Annotated in this window: 21 protein-coding genes; 7 read left to right on the plus strand and 14 right to left on the minus strand. The window is 67.2% G+C overall.

Features of this window, described 5'->3' with window-relative positions:
- Positions 1 to 128: 128 nt before the first annotated feature.
- Together DEH84_RS09805 and cysE are read left to right on the plus strand one after the other, a co-directional pair.
- On the plus strand, positions 129 to 881 hold the full coding sequence (locus tag DEH84_RS09805; RefSeq protein WP_109036696.1) for an RNA methyltransferase: 753 nt from the start codon (positions 129 to 131) through the stop codon (positions 879 to 881).
- Between the two features lie 69 nt (positions 882 to 950).
- On the plus strand, positions 951 to 1,748 hold the full coding sequence (gene cysE / locus DEH84_RS09810) for a serine O-acetyltransferase (RefSeq protein WP_109038314.1): 798 nt from the start codon (positions 951 to 953) through the stop codon (positions 1,746 to 1,748).
- Between the two features lie 92 nt (positions 1,749 to 1,840).
- Here the strand turns inward: cysE and DEH84_RS09815 are convergent, their stop codons facing one another.
- The gene (locus DEH84_RS09815; protein WP_109036697.1) at positions 1,841 to 2,611 is read right to left on the minus strand and encodes an SDR family oxidoreductase; all 771 of its coding nucleotides are present in this window, start codon (positions 2,609 to 2,611) and stop codon (positions 1,841 to 1,843) included.
- A 26-nt stretch (positions 2,612 to 2,637) separates the two neighbouring features.
- Entirely contained in the window at positions 2,638 to 3,711 is a 1,074-nt protein-coding gene (locus tag DEH84_RS09820; RefSeq protein ID WP_109036698.1) for a phosphotransferase family protein, read from the minus strand.
- Positions 3,712 to 3,802: 91 nt separating this feature from the next.
- Between DEH84_RS09820 and DEH84_RS09825 the strand changes: the two genes are divergently transcribed.
- The gene (locus tag DEH84_RS09825; protein WP_109036699.1) at positions 3,803 to 4,783 is read left to right on the plus strand and encodes a LysR family transcriptional regulator; all 981 of its coding nucleotides are present in this window, start codon (positions 3,803 to 3,805) and stop codon (positions 4,781 to 4,783) included.
- Here DEH84_RS09825 and DEH84_RS09830 read toward each other — a convergent pair.
- From DEH84_RS09830 to yjgA, 3 genes are all read right to left on the minus strand, one after another.
- Positions 4,761 to 5,978, minus strand: coding sequence for a hypothetical protein (locus DEH84_RS09830; RefSeq protein ID WP_109036700.1), 1,218 nt, complete (start codon positions 5,976 to 5,978; stop codon positions 4,761 to 4,763). The two genes, DEH84_RS09825 and DEH84_RS09830, sit on opposite strands and share 23 nt — an antisense overlap.
- Positions 5,979 to 6,098: 120 nt before the next feature.
- Entirely contained in the window at positions 6,099 to 6,716 is a 618-nt protein-coding gene (gene mog / locus DEH84_RS09835; RefSeq protein WP_109036701.1) for a molybdopterin adenylyltransferase, read from the minus strand.
- Positions 6,713 to 7,321: a ribosome biogenesis factor YjgA gene (gene yjgA / locus DEH84_RS09840; RefSeq protein ID WP_109036702.1), complete on the minus strand. Its 609-nt coding sequence runs from the start codon at positions 7,319 to 7,321 to the stop codon at positions 6,713 to 6,715. The genes mog and yjgA overlap by 4 nt, the downstream gene beginning before the upstream one ends.
- Before the next feature lie 42 nt (positions 7,322 to 7,363).
- Between yjgA and pmbA the strand changes: the two genes are divergently transcribed.
- The 4 genes from pmbA to DEH84_RS09860 all read left to right on the plus strand — a co-directional run bounded on the left by pmbA (position 7,364) and on the right by DEH84_RS09860 (position 10,894).
- Complete coding sequence (gene pmbA / locus DEH84_RS09845) at positions 7,364 to 8,770, plus strand: metalloprotease PmbA (protein WP_109036703.1); 1,407 nt, start codon at positions 7,364 to 7,366, stop codon at positions 8,768 to 8,770.
- 127 nt (positions 8,771 to 8,897) lie between these two features.
- Positions 8,898 to 9,980, plus strand: coding sequence for a TRAP transporter substrate-binding protein (locus DEH84_RS09850; RefSeq protein WP_109036704.1), 1,083 nt, complete (start codon positions 8,898 to 8,900; stop codon positions 9,978 to 9,980).
- Positions 9,981 to 9,991: 11 nt separating this feature from the next.
- The gene (locus tag DEH84_RS09855) at positions 9,992 to 10,303 is read left to right on the plus strand and encodes a cupin domain-containing protein (RefSeq protein ID WP_109036705.1); all 312 of its coding nucleotides are present in this window, start codon (positions 9,992 to 9,994) and stop codon (positions 10,301 to 10,303) included.
- Positions 10,304 to 10,447: 144 nt separating this feature from the next.
- Entirely contained in the window at positions 10,448 to 10,894 is a 447-nt protein-coding gene (locus DEH84_RS09860) for a YbaN family protein (RefSeq protein ID WP_109036706.1), read from the plus strand.
- Here the strand turns inward: DEH84_RS09860 and DEH84_RS09865 are convergent.
- From DEH84_RS09865 to DEH84_RS09905, 9 genes are all read right to left on the minus strand, one after another.
- The gene (locus DEH84_RS09865; RefSeq protein WP_109036707.1) at positions 10,843 to 12,366 is read right to left on the minus strand and encodes a TRAP transporter large permease; all 1,524 of its coding nucleotides are present in this window, start codon (positions 12,364 to 12,366) and stop codon (positions 10,843 to 10,845) included. The two genes, DEH84_RS09860 and DEH84_RS09865, sit on opposite strands and share 52 nt — an antisense overlap.
- Entirely contained in the window at positions 12,363 to 12,896 is a 534-nt protein-coding gene (locus DEH84_RS09870; RefSeq protein ID WP_109036708.1) for a TRAP transporter small permease subunit, read from the minus strand. Before DEH84_RS09870 ends, DEH84_RS09865 begins: the two co-directional genes overlap by 4 nt.
- A 93-nt stretch (positions 12,897 to 12,989) precedes the next feature.
- On the minus strand, positions 12,990 to 13,343 hold the full coding sequence (locus tag DEH84_RS09875; protein WP_109036709.1) for a TIGR01244 family sulfur transferase: 354 nt from the start codon (positions 13,341 to 13,343) through the stop codon (positions 12,990 to 12,992).
- Between the two features lie 35 nt (positions 13,344 to 13,378).
- Positions 13,379 to 13,828, minus strand: coding sequence for a GatB/YqeY domain-containing protein (locus DEH84_RS09880; RefSeq protein ID WP_109036710.1), 450 nt, complete (start codon positions 13,826 to 13,828; stop codon positions 13,379 to 13,381).
- A gap of 138 nt (positions 13,829 to 13,966) precedes the next feature.
- A complete protein-coding gene (rpsU, locus tag DEH84_RS09885; RefSeq protein WP_009551973.1) occupies positions 13,967 to 14,179 on the minus strand; it encodes a 30S ribosomal protein S21 in 213 nt (70 codons plus the stop codon).
- A 309-nt stretch (positions 14,180 to 14,488) separates the two neighbouring features.
- Positions 14,489 to 14,962 (minus strand): 2-amino-4-hydroxy-6-hydroxymethyldihydropteridine diphosphokinase, encoded by a 474-nt coding sequence (folK, locus tag DEH84_RS09890; protein ID WP_109038315.1) that lies wholly within the window; start codon positions 14,960 to 14,962, stop codon positions 14,489 to 14,491.
- Positions 14,963 to 15,027: 65 nt separating this feature from the next.
- Positions 15,028 to 16,590: a polynucleotide adenylyltransferase PcnB gene (pcnB, locus tag DEH84_RS09895; protein WP_109036711.1), complete on the minus strand. Its 1,563-nt coding sequence runs from the start codon at positions 16,588 to 16,590 to the stop codon at positions 15,028 to 15,030.
- On the minus strand, positions 16,587 to 17,255 hold the full coding sequence (locus DEH84_RS09900; RefSeq protein WP_109036712.1) for a histidinol-phosphatase: 669 nt from the start codon (positions 17,253 to 17,255) through the stop codon (positions 16,587 to 16,589). Before DEH84_RS09900 ends, pcnB begins: the two co-directional genes overlap by 4 nt.
- A complete protein-coding gene (locus tag DEH84_RS09905) occupies positions 17,252 to 18,004 on the minus strand; it encodes an HdaA/DnaA family protein (RefSeq protein WP_245932551.1) in 753 nt (250 codons plus the stop codon). The genes DEH84_RS09900 and DEH84_RS09905 overlap by 4 nt, the downstream gene beginning before the upstream one ends.
- Positions 18,005 to 18,027 lie beyond the last annotated feature (23 nt).

Below are 18,027 nucleotides of genomic sequence, written 5' to 3' on the forward strand. Positions count from 1 at the left end.
GTCGCAGACAGGCAGCAGCAGTGATCAAAGAACGAGCGAGAATCGCGCATTCTAGCCAAGCGCTGGTTTTTTTGCACCACTTTTCGGGTGTTCCCTTGTTGACGCCGCCACCGCGGCCTTTCTTCCCCATGAACGCAGCCCCGCCGCCCCATCGCCCTGCTGATCCGACCCGCTTCGTGCTGATCGGCACCAGCCATCCTGGCAACGTGGGCGCCACGGCCCGCGCCATGAAGGTGATGGGCTTCTCGGAACTGGTGCTGGTGCGGCCGCGCTTTGACGATGTGCTGATTCAGGAAGAGACGGTGGCCATGGCCAGCGGCGCCGCCGACATCCTGGTGCGCGCCCGGATCGTCGACACGCTGGCCGAGGCCCTGCACGGCGTGACATATGCGCTGGCCACGGCCATGACGCCGCGGGACTTCGGCCCGCCCACGCTGTCGCCGCGCGAGGGGCTGGCGGCGCTGGCGCAGGCACCGGAGCCGCACAAAGTCGCCTTCGTGTTCGGCAGCGAGCGCTACGGCATGGCCAACGAAGACGTATACCGATGCCACGCGGTGCTCAGCATCCCCACCAACCCGGACTACGGCTCGCTGAACCTCTCACAGGCCGTGCAGTTGCTTTCCTATGAATGGCGGCAGGCGCTGGGTGGATTCGACGTGGCGCCGCGCACACCCGAGCCCGCGCTGGCCTCGGGGCAGGCCGTTCAGGGCGTGCTCGACCACTGGGAGCAGGCGCTGACGGCCATCGGCTTTCTGGATCCGGCCGCGCCCAAGAAGCTGATGCCCCGACTGAACCAGTTGCTCAACCGCGCCCAACTGCGTCAGGAGGAAATCCACATCCTGCGCGGCATTGCGAAGGCCATGCTCGACCGCCGGACCTGATTCACGCCGGGTTTTTGACCCGCGGCTACACTCGCCTGCCCTACTCGAAAACGCATAAGCCTGTTCATGCTGTTTGCCCGACTCAGAGAAGACATCGCCTGCATCGTGGAGCGCGACCCCGCGGCCCGCTCCGCCTGGGAGGTGCTGACCTGTTATCCCGGCCTGCATGCACTGGCTCTGCATCGGCTGGCCCACCGGTGCTGGACGCGCGGCTTCAAGTGGCTGGGTCGCTGGATCTCGCATTGGGGCCGCTTCCTCACGGGCATCGAGATCCACCCCGGCGCGAAGATGGGCCGCCGCGTATTCATCGACCACGGCATGGGCGTCGTGATCGGCGAGACCGCCGAGGTGGGTGACGACTGCACCATCTACCAGGGCGTCACGCTGGGCGGCACCTCGCTGTCGCGCGGGGCCAAGCGCCACCCCACCCTGGGCCGCGGTGTGATCGTCGGTGCCAACGCGCAGGTGCTGGGCGGCTTCACGGTGGGTGACGGCGCCCGCGTGGGTTCGAACGCGGTGGTGACCAAGCCGGTGCCACCGGGCGCCACCGCCGTGGGCAACCCGGCGCGCATCATCGTGGCCAGGCAGACGCTGATGGACGAGAAGCAGGCCGAGCGCGAGGCCGTGGCCGCACGCATGGGCTTCTCGGCCTATGGCGTGACGGAAGGCGACGACCCGCTGTCGCAGGCGCTGCGCGGGCTGATCGACAACGCGGCCGGCCAGGGGCACCAGATCACGATGCTGTGGCAGGCGGTGGAAAAGCTGGCCCAGTGCGCGCAGAGCGAATCCGCGCGCGACTGCATGCCCACCGACGCGCAGCGCACCGAGTGCTTCGACGCCGACAGCCTGAACCGTCTGGTCAAGTGATCGGGCCCGTGCGGGCGCTCCCAACGAAAAAGCCCGCCTGATGGCGGGCTTTGTTCTTGGCGCACGGCCGATGAGGGCCGTGCCCGCTCACGTCACGCCAGCAGGTAGCCGCCGTCCACATTCAGGCAGGCGCCGGTCGTGTAGCTGGCCGCATCGGAAGCCAGGTACAGCGCCGCCCCGGCCATTTCCGACGGGTCGGCCACGCGGTTCATCGGCACGTGGGCCAGCACCGACTTGAGGATCATCTCGTTGCTGGTCAGCGCCGAGGCGAACTTGGTGTCGGTGGCACCGGGCAGGATGGCATTCACGCGCACCTTCATCGGCGCGCATTCCTTGGCGAAGGCGTGCGTCATCGAGATCACCGCGGCCTTGGTGATCGAGTAGATGCCCTGCGCCATGCCCGGGATCACGCCGTTGACCGAGGCGATGTTGACGATGGCGCCGCCGCCGTTCTTCGCCATCAGCTTGGCGCCCTTCGAGCACATGAAGAAGTAGCCACGGATGTTGACGTCCACGGTCTTCTGGAAGGCGCCCGCATCGGTGTCGGTGATGTGGCCGAAGTACGGGTTGGCCGCGGCGTTGTTGATCAGGATGTCGATGCGACCGAACTGCTGCTCGATGGCGGCAAAGACGGCGTCGATCTGATCGAGTTCGCCGACGTGGCACGCCAGCACGGAGGCCTTGCCGCCTGCTTCGCGGATCGACGCAGCGACCGCTTCACAGGGTTCGGCCTTGCGGCTGGAGATGATGACGTGCGCGCCGTGCGCGGCCAGCAAGCGGGCGATGGCCTCGCCAATGCCGCGGCTGGAGCCGGTGACGAGGGCGATCTTGCCGGTGAGATCGAAGGTGGCGGGTTGGCTCATCAGGTGATCCTCTTGAGTTGGGAACGTCACAGCGACGAGGCTGCGATGATTTGCTGGCAGCGCTGTTCGAGGTAGCACACGAACGGCCCGAACGTGGCGAACGTCGGGTTGCGCGCGTTGCCGGCCTTGAAGCGCTGGTAGATCTGCTGGGCGATGCCGGCCAGGCGGAACAGGCCGAACACCGTGTAGAAATCGAAGTTGTCGACGCTGATGCCGGTCTGCTCGCTGTAGTAGCGCACGACCTCGTCGCGCGTCAGCATGCCGGGCGCGTTGGTCGGCTGGCGACGCGAGCCCTTCATGAACATGTCGTCGTCGGCCTGCACCCAGTAGGCCAGCGCGCTGCCCAGGTCCATCAGCGGGTCGCCCAGCGTGGCCATTTCCCAGTCCAGCACGCCGATCACCTTCAGCGGGTCGTTCTCGTCAAGCACCACGTTGTCGAAGCGGAAGTCGTTGTGGATCAGGCGGATGGCCACCTCGTGCTTCGGCTGCTTCTCGGCCAGCCAGGCCATCACGGCTTCGAAATCGCCCACGTCGTCGGTGCGGGCGGCACGGAAACGCTTGCTCCAGCCCTCCACCTGACGGGCCACATAGCCTTCGCCCTTGCCCAGGTCGGCCAGGCCCGCCGCAGCCGGATCCAGCTTGTGCAGGTTGATCAGCGTGTCGAGCACGTTGAGGCACAACTGGCGGGTGCGCTCGGGCGTGAGACCCAGCTCGGGCGGCAGGTTCTGGCGCGGGATGACGCCCACCAAGCGCTCCATCACGTAGAACGGGGCACCGATCACCTCGGTGTCTTCGCAGATGGCGTAGACCTCGGGCACCGTCGGGTAGACGGGCTTGAGCTTGCGCATGATGGTGGCCTCGCGCACCACGTCGTGCGCCGACTTGGCGATGTGACCGAACGGCGGCCGACGCAGGATCAGGTCCTTGTTCGGGTATCGCAGCAGGTAAGTCAGGTTGGAAGCCCCACCGGGATACTGCTTGAGCTCCGGCTCGCCCTCGAGCGTCAGGCCCTGGCTCTGCAGCCAGGCGGTCACGCGCGGCAGGTCGACTTCTTCACCGGCACGCACCTGGCCTGCATCGTCGATCAAGGACTTCTCCATGGGGCTCTCTCCTTCGGTAGATGGCGCGGCAGTGTAGAAACGCACAGATAATGAATCAAGTGCATTCTTTGAATCTACATCCATTCGCATCGTGAATCTCGGCAAGATTGATCTGAACCTGTTTCTGGTGTTCGATGCCATCGTGCAGACCGGCTCGCTGACTGCCGCCGCGCGCGACCTGCACCTGAGCCAACCCGCCGTCAGCCACGCACTGGCCCGCCTGCGCGACGCGCTGGGCGACCCGCTGTTCACGCGCCAGGGGCGGCGCATGCTGGCCACGCCGTATGCGCGGACGTTGACACCGGCGGTGCGGCAGGCGCTCGCCACGCTGCAGGCGGGCATCAAGGGGCCGCAGCAGGGTTTCGAGCCGGCCGCCGCCGAGCGCAGCTTCACGCTGGGCATGCGCGACATCCTGGAGGCGCTCACCCTGCCCGGTCTGATGGCCCACATCCGCGAACACGCGCCCGGCGTCACGGTCAACAGCATCCAGGTGGAGCGCCACGACATTGCCGACGCGCTGCGCCAGGGCCGGGTCGATGCCGCCGTCGACATCGCGCTGCCGGTGTCGCCCGAGGTCAACCACACCCGGCTGGTGCTGGATCGGCTGGTGGTCGTGGCCCGCCGTGGGCACCCCGCCCTGCGCGGCGGCGCCCTGCATCTGGACGACTACCTGGCCGGCACGCACGTGCTGGTGTCGGCACGCCGGCAGGGGCTGGGCCTGGAAGATTTCGAGCTGAGCCGGCAGGGTCTGCGCCGCCACATCGGCCTGCGCTGCCGCCACTACTTCGCGGCCTGCCGCGTGGTGAGCCAGACGGACATGCTGCTGACCATGCCGCAGCAGTACGCACGCGTGGCCAACCAGCACTTCGACAACACGCTGCACGACTTCCCGCTGAGCCCGGCCCAGCTGGACGCCCACCTCTACTGGCACGCGGCCATGGAAGACGACCCCGCCAACCAGTGGCTACGCGCCCGCATCATCGCGGCCGTGCAGCTTGAACTGGCCCGCCTCGGGCTGCCGAAAGCCGACAACGACGCGCCGCCCGTGATCAGCCCGCCAGACGTCGACTGATCCAGCCGCCCGCCTTGCCAGCCCAGCCTGCACCCACGTCGGCCTCACAACAGGTGGGCAGGTGCCAGAACAGCGGCCACGCCAGGCACAGCACAAGCAGCAGTGCCCCCCAGCCTGATCGCTGCCACGGGAAGCGCGGCTGCGACAGCGTGGCCATGGAGGGCGGCTCGTCGGCCAATGGCAGGCGGCGCAGCGCCAGGGCCAGCACCAGGGCCAGCGACACCACGTGAACCTGAATGAAGCGCCCCCAGTCCTGCGCCAGTGCAAAGAGGGGCAGGCTCCACAGCACACAGGCCAGGCTGCCCCAGGCCACGCGACCGACATGCTCACCCGGATAGCGACGCCACCACAGGATCACAGGCAGCGCCGCGCACACCAGGCTGGCTGGATAGACACGCACGTAGTCGTAGTGGATGACCGTGAGCCAGGTGTTGTGCAAGGCCCCTTCAATGTCCTGAATGGGCCACAGCACGATGCCCTGGCACAGGCTGGCCGAGTGTCCGGCGGCCAGCAGGCTGGCACAGAAGCCGGTCCCGTCCAGAGGGCGAGCCCAGAGCCACAGGGCAGCTGCCGCCCCCAGAGACGTCAGCAGCATGGCCGCCGCGGTCAGGCGCCACACGCGGGGCGTCTGCCAGGACACGAAGGTCGCGAGGCAGAAGTACGGCGCGTAGAACACCAGCATCTCGTGCGACAGCACGAGCAGGCCCGCCGACGCGATGGCCAGCACGGCCAGGAACGGATGCCAGATACGCCGATGCAGGCACCACACCACGGCGGCCAGCAAGGCGAAGTGCAGCACCTCCTTGCGCGCCACCTCCGCCAGCGAAAAGTAAGGAAAGGCGAGCGCCGCCGGCGACGCCAGCCACAGCAGGTACCACACCGGCTTGCATCGACGGGCCAGCACAGCGGCCAGCGCCGTCAGCATGACGGCATAGGCAAGCGTGGCCACGGCCGCCGCCCACACCGTCACCGGCACGTGACTCCATCGGGCCAGCGGCCACAGCATCGCGCCCATGGCGCCCCGGCGCGTGAAGCCCTGGCGATAATCCAGCACCCAGTCACCCAGCACGAAGCCGTTGTCGGCTCGCACGTGGTAAGCCAGCAGGCCACACCAGACGAGCAGCATGCCGACCATGACGGTCACCACAGGCCACTGGCGCCCGTCACGGGCCCAGACCGCCCTGCTTTCCTCCATGCCCTCTCCCTTTTTGATCGTCAACAGCGATTCTGTGGAGGAGCAAGCCGGGAAAGAAAGGCCCCGTGCGGGGGGCCTGTGCGTCCGTACGCCCCCAGACAGAGGGGGCGGCGCACCCAGTCAGGCTGACGTGCCGGGGAGGGGCCGTCGCGCTGACTTCGGTCGAAAGGCATCGCAGACCGCCGGATCGGTCTCGATGTAGGGGCCGCCGATGAGGTCAATGCAGTACGGGACCGCCGCGAAGATGCCGGGCACCACGGCGCGCCCTTCCGCGTCCCGCAGGCCTTCCAGCGTTTCGGCGATCGACTTCGGCTGCCCGGGCAGGTTGAGGACCAGGGCCTGCTTGCGGATGACCGCCGTCTGCCGCGACAGGATGGCCGTCGGCACGAAGCGCAGGCTGATCTGGCGCATCTGCTCCCCAAAGCCCGGCATTTCCTTGTCGGCCACATCCAGCGTGGCCTCGGGCGTCACATCCCGCGGCGCGGGCCCGGTGCCACCAGTCGTCAGCACCAGGTGGCAGCCTTCGACGTCCACCAGCTCGCGCAGCGTCTGGGCGATCAGGTCGCGTTCGTCGGCGATCAGGCGAGGTACCCAGGTGACCGGGTTGCGCACGGCACGACCCAGCCAGTCCTGCAGGGCCGGCAGACCCTTGTCTTCGTAGACCCCTGTGCTGGCGCGGTCGCTGACTGACACCACCCCGATCCGCACGGGCTCGAAACCGGACTGCGGGCTGCTCATGCGTCGTCCGATTCGTCGCCCGCGTCGGACGACATCGAGGGAGCCGGGGGCTCGCCAGCATCCGCCATCATCGCGTGCTTGATGAACTGGAACAGCTCACGGTAGGCCCGGCCGTTGCGCTTTTCGGGCGCCGCAGCCTGGTCCTTGCGTGCATTGCGCACCAGGGCGCGCAGTTGCTGCACGTCGGTGTCGGGATGCGCCGCCACCCACCGGGTCACCACGTCCTTGTCTTCGCTCAGCAGCTCGGTGCGCCAGCGTTCGGCCTGATGCAGTTCTAGCGCGTTGCGGGCGTGGCCCAGCTGGAACTCGGCCACGGCTTCGCGCAGCGGCTCCGCGTCGACCTCACGCATCACCTTGCCGATGAACTGCAGCTGGCGCCGCTTGCCCTCGAAGGATCGCGTGGATTTGTAGTTGGCCAGCGCGTCGCGCAACCGCTCGGGCATGGCGATGTCGTTCAGGCGGGCATCGGGCATTTCCAGCAGCTGCTTGCCCAGGGCCTGCAGGTCGTGGCTCATGCGCTTGAGCGCGCTCTTGCTCGGACGGCCGCCGAACGGGTCGTCGCCACCGTCCACGCCGTCGTCTTGATCAAAATGTTTCGGATTCATGTGGTCGCTATGATACGGGGGCCCTCTTCACCAGACCACAACATGGCCGCCAAGAACAGCACGTCCTCCTCCGGCAAGACCCCCGCTTTGCAGTCCAACGGCTTCGCCTACAGCCGCGAGCACTTCCAGCAGCTGATTGAAGACACGCTGGGGCTCGCCGGGAAGCTGGGCGCCACCGATGCCGCGGCCGAGGTCTCCGAAGGCATGGGCCTGTCGGTGTCGGTGCGCAAGGGCAAGCTCGAGAACGTCGAGCGCAACCGCGACAAGACCATCGGCGTGACGGTTTACGTGGGCCAGCGCCGCGGCAACGCCAGCACCTCCGATTTCTCGCCGCAGGCGCTGGAGCAGACCGTGCGCGCCGCCTACGACATCGCCCGCTACACCGCCGAAGACCCGGCCGCCGGCCTGCCCGACGCCGAGGACCTGGCCCTGGGTCGCGCCGCCAAGCGGGATCTGGACCTGTTCCACCCCTGGGCCATCGACGCCGAGGGAGCCGCTGAACTGGCCCGCCGATGCGAAGACGCCGCCCTGGTGGTCGACAAGCGCATCACCAACTCCGAAGGCGCAGGCGTGTCGGCGCAGCAGTCTCACTTCTTTGCCGGCAACACGCGCGGCTTCCGCGGCGGTTATGCCAGCTCGCGCCATTCGCTGTCGGTGTCGCCCATTGCCGGCCGCGGCAACGACATGCAGCGCGACTTCTGGTACACGTCCGAGCGCGATGCGCGCGACATGGCCCGGCCTGAAGCCGTGGGCCGCTATGCGGCCGAGCGTGCGCTGTCACGCCTGAAATCGCGCAAGATCGCCACCTGCGAAGTGCCGGTGCTGTTCGAAAGCACGCTGGCCGCCGGTCTGCTGGGCGCCTACGTGCAGGCCACCAGCGGTGGCGCGCTCTACCGCAAGGCCACCTTCCTGCTCGACAGCCTGGGCAAACCGGTGTTCCCCAAGCACATCGACATCATCGAAGACCCGCACATCCTCAAGGGCAAAGGCAGCGCCCCGTTCGATGACGAGGGCGTGCTCACGCGCAAGCGCCGCGTGGTCAAGGCCGGCGTCACCCAGAGCTACTTCCTGTCGAGCTACTCGGCGCGCAAGCTGGGCATGAAGACCACCGGCCACGCCGGCGGCTCGCAGAACCTGGTGATGCAGAGCAAACTCACTGCCCCCAAGGACAACCTCAAGGCCATGCTCAAGAAGCTGGGCACCGGGCTGTTCGTGACCGAGCTGATGGGCCAGGGCGTGAACTACGTGACGGGCGACTACTCCCGCGGCGCAGCCGGCTACTGGGTCGAGAACGGCGTCATCCAGTTCCCCGTGCACGAGATCACCATTGCCGGCCACCTCGGCGAGATGTTCCAGCAGATCGTGGCCATCGGGGCCGATGCCTATACCTACGGCAGCAAGACCGTCGGCTCGGTGCTGATCGAGAAGATGAAGATCGCCGGCCACTGAGGTCCGCCCCAGTGGCCGCATGCTGCGTGCGGGTAAACACCGCCCCGCGGCCGCCGGGCGATGCATCGGGGCTCCCTAGAATCGCCTGAGTTGTCCCTCAGAAACGATTCACAGGAGCCCTTCTCACATGGAACGCCGCCGCTTCATCCACGGTGCCGGCCTCGCCGGCGTGCTGGCCGCTGGTGCCGCCCCCGCCATCGTCCACGCGCAGGCCAATGTGCGCTGGCGCCTGGCCTCCAGTTTTCCCAAGTCGCTCGACACCATCTACGGCGCTTCCGAAGTGTTCGCGAAGAAGGTGTCCGAGATGTCGGGCGGGAAGTTCCAGATCTCGGTGCATGCCGCCGGTGAGCTGATGCCCCCGTTCGGCGTGGTCGATGGCGTCCAGGCCGGCACGGTCGAGATGGCGCACACGGCGCCCTACTACTTCGTCGGCAAGGACGAGACCTTTGCCATCGGCTGCGCCATCCCCTTCGGCCTGAACTCCCGCCAGATGAGCGCCTGGATGTTCGAAGGCAACGGCCTGACGCTGATGCGCGAGTTCTACACCCGCTACAACATCATCAACTTCCCCGGCGGCAACACCGGCGCCCAGATGGGTGGCTGGTACCGCAAGCCCATCACCAGCCTGGCCGACATGAAGGGCCTGAAGATGCGCGTGGCCGGCTTTGCCGGGCGCGTGATGGAGCAGCTGGGCGTGGTGCCGCAGAACCTGCCTGGCGGCGAGATCTACCAGGCGCTGGAAAAGGGCACGATCGACGCCGCCGAATGGGTGGGCCCCTACGATGACCAGAAGCTCGGCTTCTACAAGGTGGCCCCGCATTACCACTTCCCTGGCTGGTGGGAAGGCGGCCCGCAGCTCGACTTCTTCATCAACCAGAAGGCCTTCAACAGCCTGAGCGCCGACTACAAGGCCATGGTCGAAGTGGCCGCCTCGCACGCCCACGTCGAGATGCAGGCCCGCTACGACGCCCGCAACCCGTTGGCACTCAAGCAACTGGTGGCCGCCAAGACCAAGCTCGTGCAGATGCCCAAGCCCGTCCTGGACGCCGCCTTCAAGGCCACCATGGACATCTGCAACGACCTGAACAACAAGAATCCGGCCTGGAAGAAGGTCTACGCCGACTACAGCAAATTCCGCGCAGACCAGAACCTGTGGTTCCGCTTCACCGAAGCCACGTTCGACCGTTACATGCAGGCGGCCAAACTCTGACGCCACCGCGCATGACGCTGCCCGGCAATCTGTTCGACGACGCGCAACCGCCTGCCGAGGGCGAGCGCTTCGACGTGTTGCTGGCGCAGCGCAACCTGGTGATCGAGCGCATCGTCAGCTCGGATGTCATCACACCGACCACCTACACCCAGCCGCAGGACGAGTGGGTGGTGGTGCTCGAAGGGGAGGCCCGGCTCAGCGTGGCCGGCACCCCGCACACGCTCCGTCGAGGCGACCACCTCTTCCTGCCAGCCGGCGTGCCTCACACGGTCGAACACACCGTCAACGGCACGGTGTGGCTGGCGGTGCACCTGCAGCCCTGAGCCCCCTGCTCCGCCTGACCGGAACGCGGCCAATTCACGGATCCAGCCTTCACAAGGCGGGGTGTCAGCGCGGTCTTGCGATGCGTCGGCCCCGGCGGCGCCGTTTTTCGTGCAGACTGTTGGTGAGATTGAGGAGCGCAGGCCATGAACCACGCCCAGGCACCGACCCGAACCGCTGAACGCCACTGGCAGACCGACTGGAGCCAACCCGCCCTGGAGCGCACATGGCGCTCGGTCGGCATGCTGAGCATGGCCGTCGGGGTGATCAATGCGTTCATCCCTCTGCTGCCCACCACGATCTTTCTGCTGATCGGTGTGTGGGCCTATGGCAAGGGCGATCCCGCCATGCGGGAGCGCCTGCTGAACCACCCGCGCTACGGTCGAGGCCTGCGGCTGTGGATCGAGAAACGCCAGATCACCCGCAAGGGCAAGGTGGCGGCCGTGGCCGGCATCGCGGCCAGCGGGGTCTTCACGGCCCTGATGCTGGGGCCTCATCCCGTGGTGTGGGGCGTGGCATGCGGCCTGGCTGTCCTGAGCGCTTACCTGGCCACGCGGTCTGAGCCCTCGCCCGACGCGGCTGAAGCAGCCTGATCGACGGCCGGCACATCGAACGACGGGGGCGCTTCGGCGCCCTCTTCCGTTGCAGGCGCCTCGCCGGTGTCCTCGATCTGCATCTCGATCTTCACGTCATCGGTGTTCACCTTGGCATCCTTGTCCAGCCAGTAGGTGACGGACTGCGGCCAGAAGATCACCACCGCGACCAGCATCAACTGCATCACCACCCAGGGAATGGCGCCCAGGTAGATGTCGCGCGAAGCAATCGGCCGTGTGATGGCGCCACTCTTGTGGATCTGGTCGGCCACGCCGCGCAGGTAGAACAGCGCAAAACCGAAAGGCGGGTGCATGAAGCTCGTCTGCATGTTGATGCACAGCATCACACCGAACCACACCAGGTCGATGCCCATCTTCTCGGCCACCGGCGCGAGCAACGGCACGATGATGAAGGCGATCTCGAAGAAGTCGAGGAAGAACGCCAGGAAGAACACGAAGATGTTCACCGCGATCAGGAAGCCGATGGGGCCGCCTGGCAGGTGTGACAGCATGTGCTCGATCCACACGTTGCCGTCGACCCCCTGGAACACCAGCGAGAACACGCTCGAACCCAGCAGGATGAAGATCACCATCACGGTGACCCGCATGGTCGAGTCCATGGCCTGCCAGATCAGCGTCGTGTTCAGCCGGCGGTGCAGTGCGGCCAGCGCCATGGCCCCGAAGGCGCCCAGCGCACCCGCTTCGGTCGGCGTGGCCAGGCCCATGAACAGCGTGCCCAGCACCAGGAAAATGAGCACCAGCGAGGGCACCATGCCCCAAAGCACCTTGCGCCACAGCGGCCATCCGCGCAGCGTCCGCGCGCTTTCCGGCAGCGGTGGCACCCACTGCGGCCGCAACACCGCCACGGCCAGGGTGAACAGCAGGAAGAGCGTCGTCTGCAGCAACGAGGGCCCGATGGCGCCCAGGTACATGTCGCCCACTGATCGACCCAGTTGGTCGGCCAGCACGACGAGCACCAGCGAGGGCGGAATCAGCTGCGTGATCGTGCCCGATGCGGCAATGACGCCCGTGGCGTAGCGCATGTCGTAGCCATAGCGCACCATGATGGGCAGCGAGATCACCCCCATGGCGATCACGCTGGCGGCCACCGTGCCCGTGATGGCGCCGAGCACGGCGCCCACCAGGATCACGGCCACACCGAGCCCACCAGGGCGACCACCGAACAACTGGCCTGTGCCGTCGAGCAGGTCTTCTGCCAGCCCGCAGCGCTCCAGCAAGGCACCCATGAAGGTGAAGAACGGGATGGACAGCAGCAACTCGTTCGACACGATGCCGAACAGGCGCAGAGGCAGGTTCGACAGGAAGGCCTCAGGGAAGAAACCCTGCGAGATGGCGAAGGCGCCAAAGCCCAGGCCCAAGCCGGCCAGCGTGAAGGCCACCGGGAAGCCCACCAGCATGGCCACCACCAGGGAGCCGAACATGATCGGGGCGAGGTCCTGCATGGCGATCATTGCAGCGGCCTTTCGTAGTCCACGCGAACGGCGTCGGCGTCACCGCGCAGGTAGGCCACCCGCTTGAACAGCTCGGCCAGGCCCTGCAACGCCAGCAGCGCGAACCCGACCGGGATGGCTACCTTCACCGGCCAGCGCAGCAAGCCACCCGCACTGGGCGAATGTTCGCGCTGCACGTAGGCCTCGACCGCAAACGGCCAAGCCATCCACGCAGTGACCACGCACACCGGCAGCAGCACCAGCAGCAGGCCGAGAACGTCGATCCACGCCTTGGTGCGGGGCGAGCGGCCGCCGTACAGCACGTCCACGCGCACATGCTCGTTGAGCTTGAGCAGCATGGGCGCGCCTGCAAACACGGCCAGCGCGAACAGGTACCACTGCGCTTCCAGCCAGGCATTGGAGCCGATGCTGAAGGCATAGCGCAATGTGGCGTTGCCGGCACTGATCGCACAGGCGAGCAACAAGGCCCAGGCAGCCAGCACGCCGAGGGCGCGCGCCAGGCCGTCCATCAGGCGGATGTAGGTATGCATGCTTGGCTCCTCCTTGCCGGCGCAGCAAGGCCGGATCAGGTCGCCCCGATCGACGCCGGGGTCGGGGGTGGCCGCCTCAGGCGGCCTGGCGGCTCAGTCGCCGAGCGAGATGGCCTGCTGATACAGGCGGGACGAGCGTGCCCCGCTGCGGCAGAACATCAGCAACGGGCGCGGCAGCGTCTTCAGCAGCTCCGCGCACTGCGCAATCTCTTCGGGTGACTGGTAGCCCCCCTGCACCGGCAGGTGGGCGTAGGCCAGCCCGGCTGCTCGCGCAGCGGCTTCGATCATGGCACTGGTGGGCTGCTCGGGGCCGCCTTCGAAATCGGGGCGGTTGTTGAGCACGGCCTTGAAGCCCGCCTCGGCCGCCGCGGCCATGGCCTCGGGCGTCAGTTGTGGCGCCGCGTAGACATCTTCGGCGATGGGGCTCAGCGAAACGGACTGGCTCATGATCGTTCCTTGCGTGGTGGATTTGGCGGTGTGCTTCAGCCGGCCAGTGCGGCCTTGACGGCGGCCGACACCAGGCCCATGTCGGCCTGACCGGCCAGGCGCTGCTTCACAACGCCCATGACCTTGCCCATGTCGCCCGGGCCCGCAGCACCCATCTCGACCACGATCGCCTTCACGGCGGCGTGAATCTCGTCCGCGGTCAGGCGCTGCGGCAGGTAGGCCTCCAGCACGGTGATCTCGGCCTTTTCCTTTTCGGCCAGGTCGGCGCGGGCGGCGGCCTCGTACTGCTGGGCGGCGTCCTTGCGCTGCTTGATGAGCTTGTCGACGATGGACACCACCATGGCGTCGTCCAGCTCCACGCGCTCATCGACTTCCTTCTGCTTCATCGCAGCCAACAGCATGCGGATGGTGCCGAGGCGATCGACTTCCTTGGCGCGCATGGCGGCTTTCATGTCGTCGGTGATGCGTTGCTTGAGGAGGCTCATGGTCGGGAATCCAGCGTACGGAAGAGAGGGAAATGACGGTCAGAAACAACAAAGCCTGCCTGGGCGTCCCCATGCAGGCTTGCTTGTCGCCCGGTGCGCCATGTCAGCGCATTGTGCGACAGGTGTCCAGGAAGCGGATCAGTACAGCTTCTTGGGCAGCTGCATGCTGCGCACGCGCTTGTAATGACGCTTGACGGCCGCGGCCTTCTTGCGCTTGCGCTCCGAGGTCGGCTTTTCATAGAACTCGCGGGCGCGCAGTTCGGTCAGCAGACCCAGCTTTTCGATGGTGCGCTTGAAGCGGCGCAGGGCAACGTCGAACGGCTCGTTTTCCTTGACACGGATGGTCGTCATTACAGATTCGCTTTCAATGTGAATGCATTCAACGGGGCTTGAACGTGGCCGCCAGCCGCCTGCCTTCTGATCGCCACACAAAACCCGGTGAAGGGTTCGCCTTGTTCAAGCCACCCGGGTCTGGTCCGTTTCCGGTTTCCGCGGATGGAAACGGATCTGACCTGCTCGGTGTGCACAGCAACGTCGAAAACAGCGCCTGCCGGCGGACTTCTTTGCAAACACGCACGAAGCCCCACCAACAAAGCCTGAGATTCTACCCCGAAAAAGGTTGACATGCCATATTGCGCAGGCACGCCTTTCAAAATTCGCTTACAGGCGCCGGATACCCTGGCCGTCACGCAACTGCTTGCGGGCGTCGACGTCCGGCAACGGCAAGACCGGCACGCTCCCCCCCTCGGCCGCCAGCGCGTCGAGCACCTCCACCAGCGGCTCCAGCACGAAGGCGCGCGCCATCATGCGGGGGTGCGGCAACGTCAGGGAGGAGGTACAGCGCGCCGCATCCCCATACCAGAGCAGATCGAGGTCGAGCGTGCGGGGGGCATGGCGGTAAGGGCGCTCGCGGTCATGCGCGGTTTCCAGCGCCAGCAAGGCGGCCAGCAGTTCCTGCGGGCCCAGCGCCGATGACAACACGGCCACGGCGTTGATGAAGTCGGGGCCGGTGGCGTCCACCGGCGCGGTCTCGTACAAGGACGAGACGCGGACCACGGCGGTGCCCGGCAACCCATTCATATCCTCGAGCGCACGGGCCAGCCGCGCGCGCATGTCGCCCAGGTTGCCGCCCATGCCCACCAGCGCGAGGTGCCGGGGCACCCGACTCAGGGCCTGGGTGTCCGGGGCAACCGGGTGCGTCAATCGGCGGCTCCGTCCTGCGGGGCGCGCTCGCCAGCCGGCTTGCGACGGCGACGACGGCGCTTGCGCGGGGCATCGCCGCCCACTTCGCCACCGCCCTCCCCGCTCGTGTCCGGCGCGCTGGCGCGGGTCTGGCGGCGCTGCACTTCCTGCTGACGCGCTTCGTCGAGCAGGCGGCGGCGCTCGTGGTCATCGGCCAACGAGAAGTCTTCCCACCAGGTGGCCAGCTCCATGTCCAGCTCGCCGGCCTGGGCGCGCAGGCGAAGGAAGTCGAAACCCGCGCGGAAGCGCGGCTGCTCGACCAGCGTCAGAGGCCCGTTGCCCACGCGGCGCTCGAAGCGCGGCTGCATGGTCCAGATCTCGCGCATGTCGGCGGCCAGCTTGCCGCGACCGGAAATGTCGCCGATGCGGGCGTTGAAGACGGCGTCGGTGGCCGACTGCAGTGCGGGGAACGGCGGCTCGCCCTGCGCCTGGTTGCGCTTCCAGTGCTCGAGCACGTCGTGCCACAGCAGGCAGGCCAGCAGGAAGCTGGGCGCCACCGGCTTGCCCTCGCCAACGCGGCGGTCGGTGTCGTTGAGCGCCAGCTGCACGAAATGGTCGCGCCCCGGATGGCGGCGCGCTTCGTCGAACACGGCGTCGAGCACGGGGAACACGCCACGGTCGAGGCCCTGCTTGCGCAGCTCGTTGAGCGACGCGGTGGCGTGGCCCGTCTGCAGCAGCTTGATCATCTCGTCGAACAGGCGCGACTGCGGCACGTTGGCCAGCAGGTCGGCCATGGCCTGGATGGGTTCGCGGGTGCGCGGCTCGATCTCGAAGCCCAGCTTGGCGGCGAAACGCACCACGCGGACGATGCGCACCGGGTCTTCGCGGTAGCGCACTTCCGGGACACCGATCATGCGCAGCACGCGCTTCTTCGCATCCTTGATGCCGCCGTGGTAGTCGACCACCACGCCGGTGCGCGGGTCGTAGTACATGGCGTTGATGGTGAAGTCGCGCCGGGCGGCGTCCTGATCCTGCGGGCCCCAGACGTTGTCGCGCAGCACGCGGCCACTGGCATCCACCACGAGGGACTTGTCGGCCAGTTCCTTCTTGGAGGTCTTCTCGTTGCCCTCGACCTGCTCGGCCGCGGTGGCGTCCATGTAGGCGCGGAAGGTCGAGACCTCGATCACCTCGTGTTCGCGGCCACGGCCATAGACCACGTGCACGATGCGAAAGCGCCGGCCGATGATGAAGGCGCGGCGGAACAGGCTCTTGACCTGCTCGGGCGTGGCGTTGGTGGCCACGTCGAAGTCCTTGGGGCGCATGCCCAGGATGAGGTCGCGCACGGCGCCCCCGACGATGTAGGCCTCGTAACCCGCGTCCTGCAGGGTTTCGACCACCCGGCGGGCGCGTTCGTCGACCAGGTCGGGGTCGATGCCGTGCTCGCTTGCAGGCACGTCCACGCGCTTGCCCACCGGAATGCGCGGGGGCTTGGCGGCCTTCGCCGTCTTCGCGGCCGGCGCGGCAGTGCGCTGGCGCGGGGGTTTCTTACCCAGGATCTTGTCTATCAGGCTCTTGATCATGCGAACAGTCGAAGGATGCGCCAGCCGCGTTCACGGGCCACGGTCTCCAGCGCGGGGCTGGGATTGGTGGCCACAGGGTCGTTGGCGCGCTCCAGCAAAGGCAGGTCGTTGGGGGAATCGCTGTAGAAGCTGACGCGTCCAAAGTCGCTCAGCTGTCGTCCCTTCTCGGACAACCATTGTTCCACACGTGTGATCTTGCCTTCACGGAAGGAAGGCACACCGTCGATCCGGCCCGTTACGCGGCCCTCGGCATCGCGCTCCAGGCGCACGGCCAGCAGGTCGTCGACGTTGAACGCGTCGGCAATCGGGCGGGTGACGAATTCGTTGGTGGCGGTGACGATGGCCAGCAGGTCGCCCTGCGCGCGGTGGCGCTCGACCAGCTCGACGGCCTGCGGGTGGATGGCCGGCAGGATCACCTCTTCCATGAAGGTCTGCTGCAGGGCGGCCTGGGCCTCGGCATCGAGCTCGCGCCAGATGCTGGTGGTGAAGGCGATGTAGTCGTCGAGCACCAGCGTGCCGTTGCAGTACTGCTCGTAGAAGGTGTTGTTGCGGGCGCGGTAGGTCACGCCATCGGCCAGCTCGTGGCGGATGAGGAACTCCCCGAACTCGTGGTCGGAGTCCAGCGGCAGCAGCGTGTGGTCGAGGTCGAAAAGGGCAAGGTTCATGGGTTCTCCACGGCCAGCATCTGCTTGAGCAGGGGCACGGTGATCAGGCGGTGTTCGGCCAGCGCATAGCGGTCGAGGCGGTCCAGCAGCGTCATGAGAAAGCCCAGATCGCGGCTGTAGCGGGTCAGCAGGTAGGAGACGATGTCGTCGCCCAGCGCCATGCCGCGGCGGGCGGCCTCGCGCTGCAGCGCGTCGCGCACGCCGGCTTCGTCGAGCGGGCTCAGCGCGAAGATGAGGCCCCAGCCCAGGCGGGTGCGCAGGTCGTCGCGCACGGGCAGGTCGACCGGCGGCACGTTGCCCGCAGCCATGATGAAGAGCGGGCCGGCTTCGGTCGGGTTCGAGGGGCTGGCCGACTCGATGAAGAGGTTGAAGGCCAGGTGCTGGTGATCGGCGTCGAGCTGGTCGCACTCGTCGATCAGGGCGAGCGTGGGCGACATCGGGTCGGCCGCATCCCACATCTGGCAGGTCTGCGCGTTGAGCCACACGACGCCGAAGCCCTTGCCGAGCGCGTGCTCGACCATGGCGCGCATCAGGTGCGTCTTGCCGGAGCCGGCGGGACCCCAGAGGTAGGCGGGCGAGACCGGCCCGCTGACGGCCGGCCAGGCGCGGAGCCAGGCCAGCAGGTCGGCGTTGGGGCCGTCGACGAAATCATCGAGGGTCTGGACGACAGCGGGCCCCAGATCCAGCGGAATCTGGCGCATGGGCTGCACACCCGAAGAACGACTCAGCAGCGAGTCCAGGTGACTCATGTTGACAGCAGGCAGACCAGATC

The sequence above is a fragment of the Aquabacterium olei genome, from assembly GCF_003100395.1.
GTDB classification, from domain to species: domain Bacteria; phylum Pseudomonadota; class Gammaproteobacteria; order Burkholderiales; family Burkholderiaceae_C; genus Aquabacterium; species Aquabacterium olei.

Coding starts and splice junctions, on each gene's coding strand:
- DEH84_RS09805 (WP_109036696.1), top strand. CDS start 129: ATGAACGCAGCCCCGCCGCCCCATCGCCCTGCTGATCCGACCCGCTTC.
- DEH84_RS09815 (WP_109036697.1), bottom strand. CDS start 2,611: ATGAGCCAACCCGCCACCTTCGATCTCACCGGCAAGATCGCCCTCGTC.
- DEH84_RS09820 (WP_109036698.1), bottom strand. CDS start 3,711: ATGGAGAAGTCCTTGATCGACGATGCAGGCCAGGTGCGTGCCGGTGAA.
- DEH84_RS09830 (WP_109036700.1), bottom strand. CDS start 5,978: ATGGAGGAAAGCAGGGCGGTCTGGGCCCGTGACGGGCGCCAGTGGCCT.
- mog (WP_109036701.1), bottom strand. CDS start 6,716: ATGAGCAGCCCGCAGTCCGGTTTCGAGCCCGTGCGGATCGGGGTGGTG.
- yjgA (WP_109036702.1), bottom strand. CDS start 7,321: ATGAATCCGAAACATTTTGATCAAGACGACGGCGTGGACGGTGGCGAC.
- pmbA (WP_109036703.1), top strand. CDS start 7,364: ATGGCCGCCAAGAACAGCACGTCCTCCTCCGGCAAGACCCCCGCTTTG.
- DEH84_RS09850 (WP_109036704.1), top strand. CDS start 8,898: ATGGAACGCCGCCGCTTCATCCACGGTGCCGGCCTCGCCGGCGTGCTG.
- DEH84_RS09855 (WP_109036705.1), top strand. CDS start 9,992: ATGACGCTGCCCGGCAATCTGTTCGACGACGCGCAACCGCCTGCCGAG.
- DEH84_RS09860 (WP_109036706.1), top strand. CDS start 10,448: ATGAACCACGCCCAGGCACCGACCCGAACCGCTGAACGCCACTGGCAG.
- DEH84_RS09865 (WP_109036707.1), bottom strand. CDS start 12,366: ATGATCGCCATGCAGGACCTCGCCCCGATCATGTTCGGCTCCCTGGTG.
- DEH84_RS09870 (WP_109036708.1), bottom strand. CDS start 12,896: ATGCATACCTACATCCGCCTGATGGACGGCCTGGCGCGCGCCCTCGGC.
- DEH84_RS09875 (WP_109036709.1), bottom strand. CDS start 13,343: ATGAGCCAGTCCGTTTCGCTGAGCCCCATCGCCGAAGATGTCTACGCG.
- DEH84_RS09880 (WP_109036710.1), bottom strand. CDS start 13,828: ATGAGCCTCCTCAAGCAACGCATCACCGACGACATGAAAGCCGCCATG.
- rpsU (WP_009551973.1), bottom strand. CDS start 14,179: ATGACGACCATCCGTGTCAAGGAAAACGAGCCGTTCGACGTTGCCCTG.
- folK (WP_109038315.1), bottom strand. CDS start 14,962: ATGGGCGGCAACCTGGGCGACATGCGCGCGCGGCTGGCCCGTGCGCTC.
- pcnB (WP_109036711.1), bottom strand. CDS start 16,590: ATGATCAAGAGCCTGATAGACAAGATCCTGGGTAAGAAACCCCCGCGC.
- DEH84_RS09900 (WP_109036712.1), bottom strand. CDS start 17,255: ATGAACCTTGCCCTTTTCGACCTCGACCACACGCTGCTGCCGCTGGAC.
- DEH84_RS09905 (WP_245932551.1), bottom strand. CDS start 18,004: ATGAGTCACCTGGACTCGCTGCTGAGTCGTTCTTCGGGTGTGCAGCCC.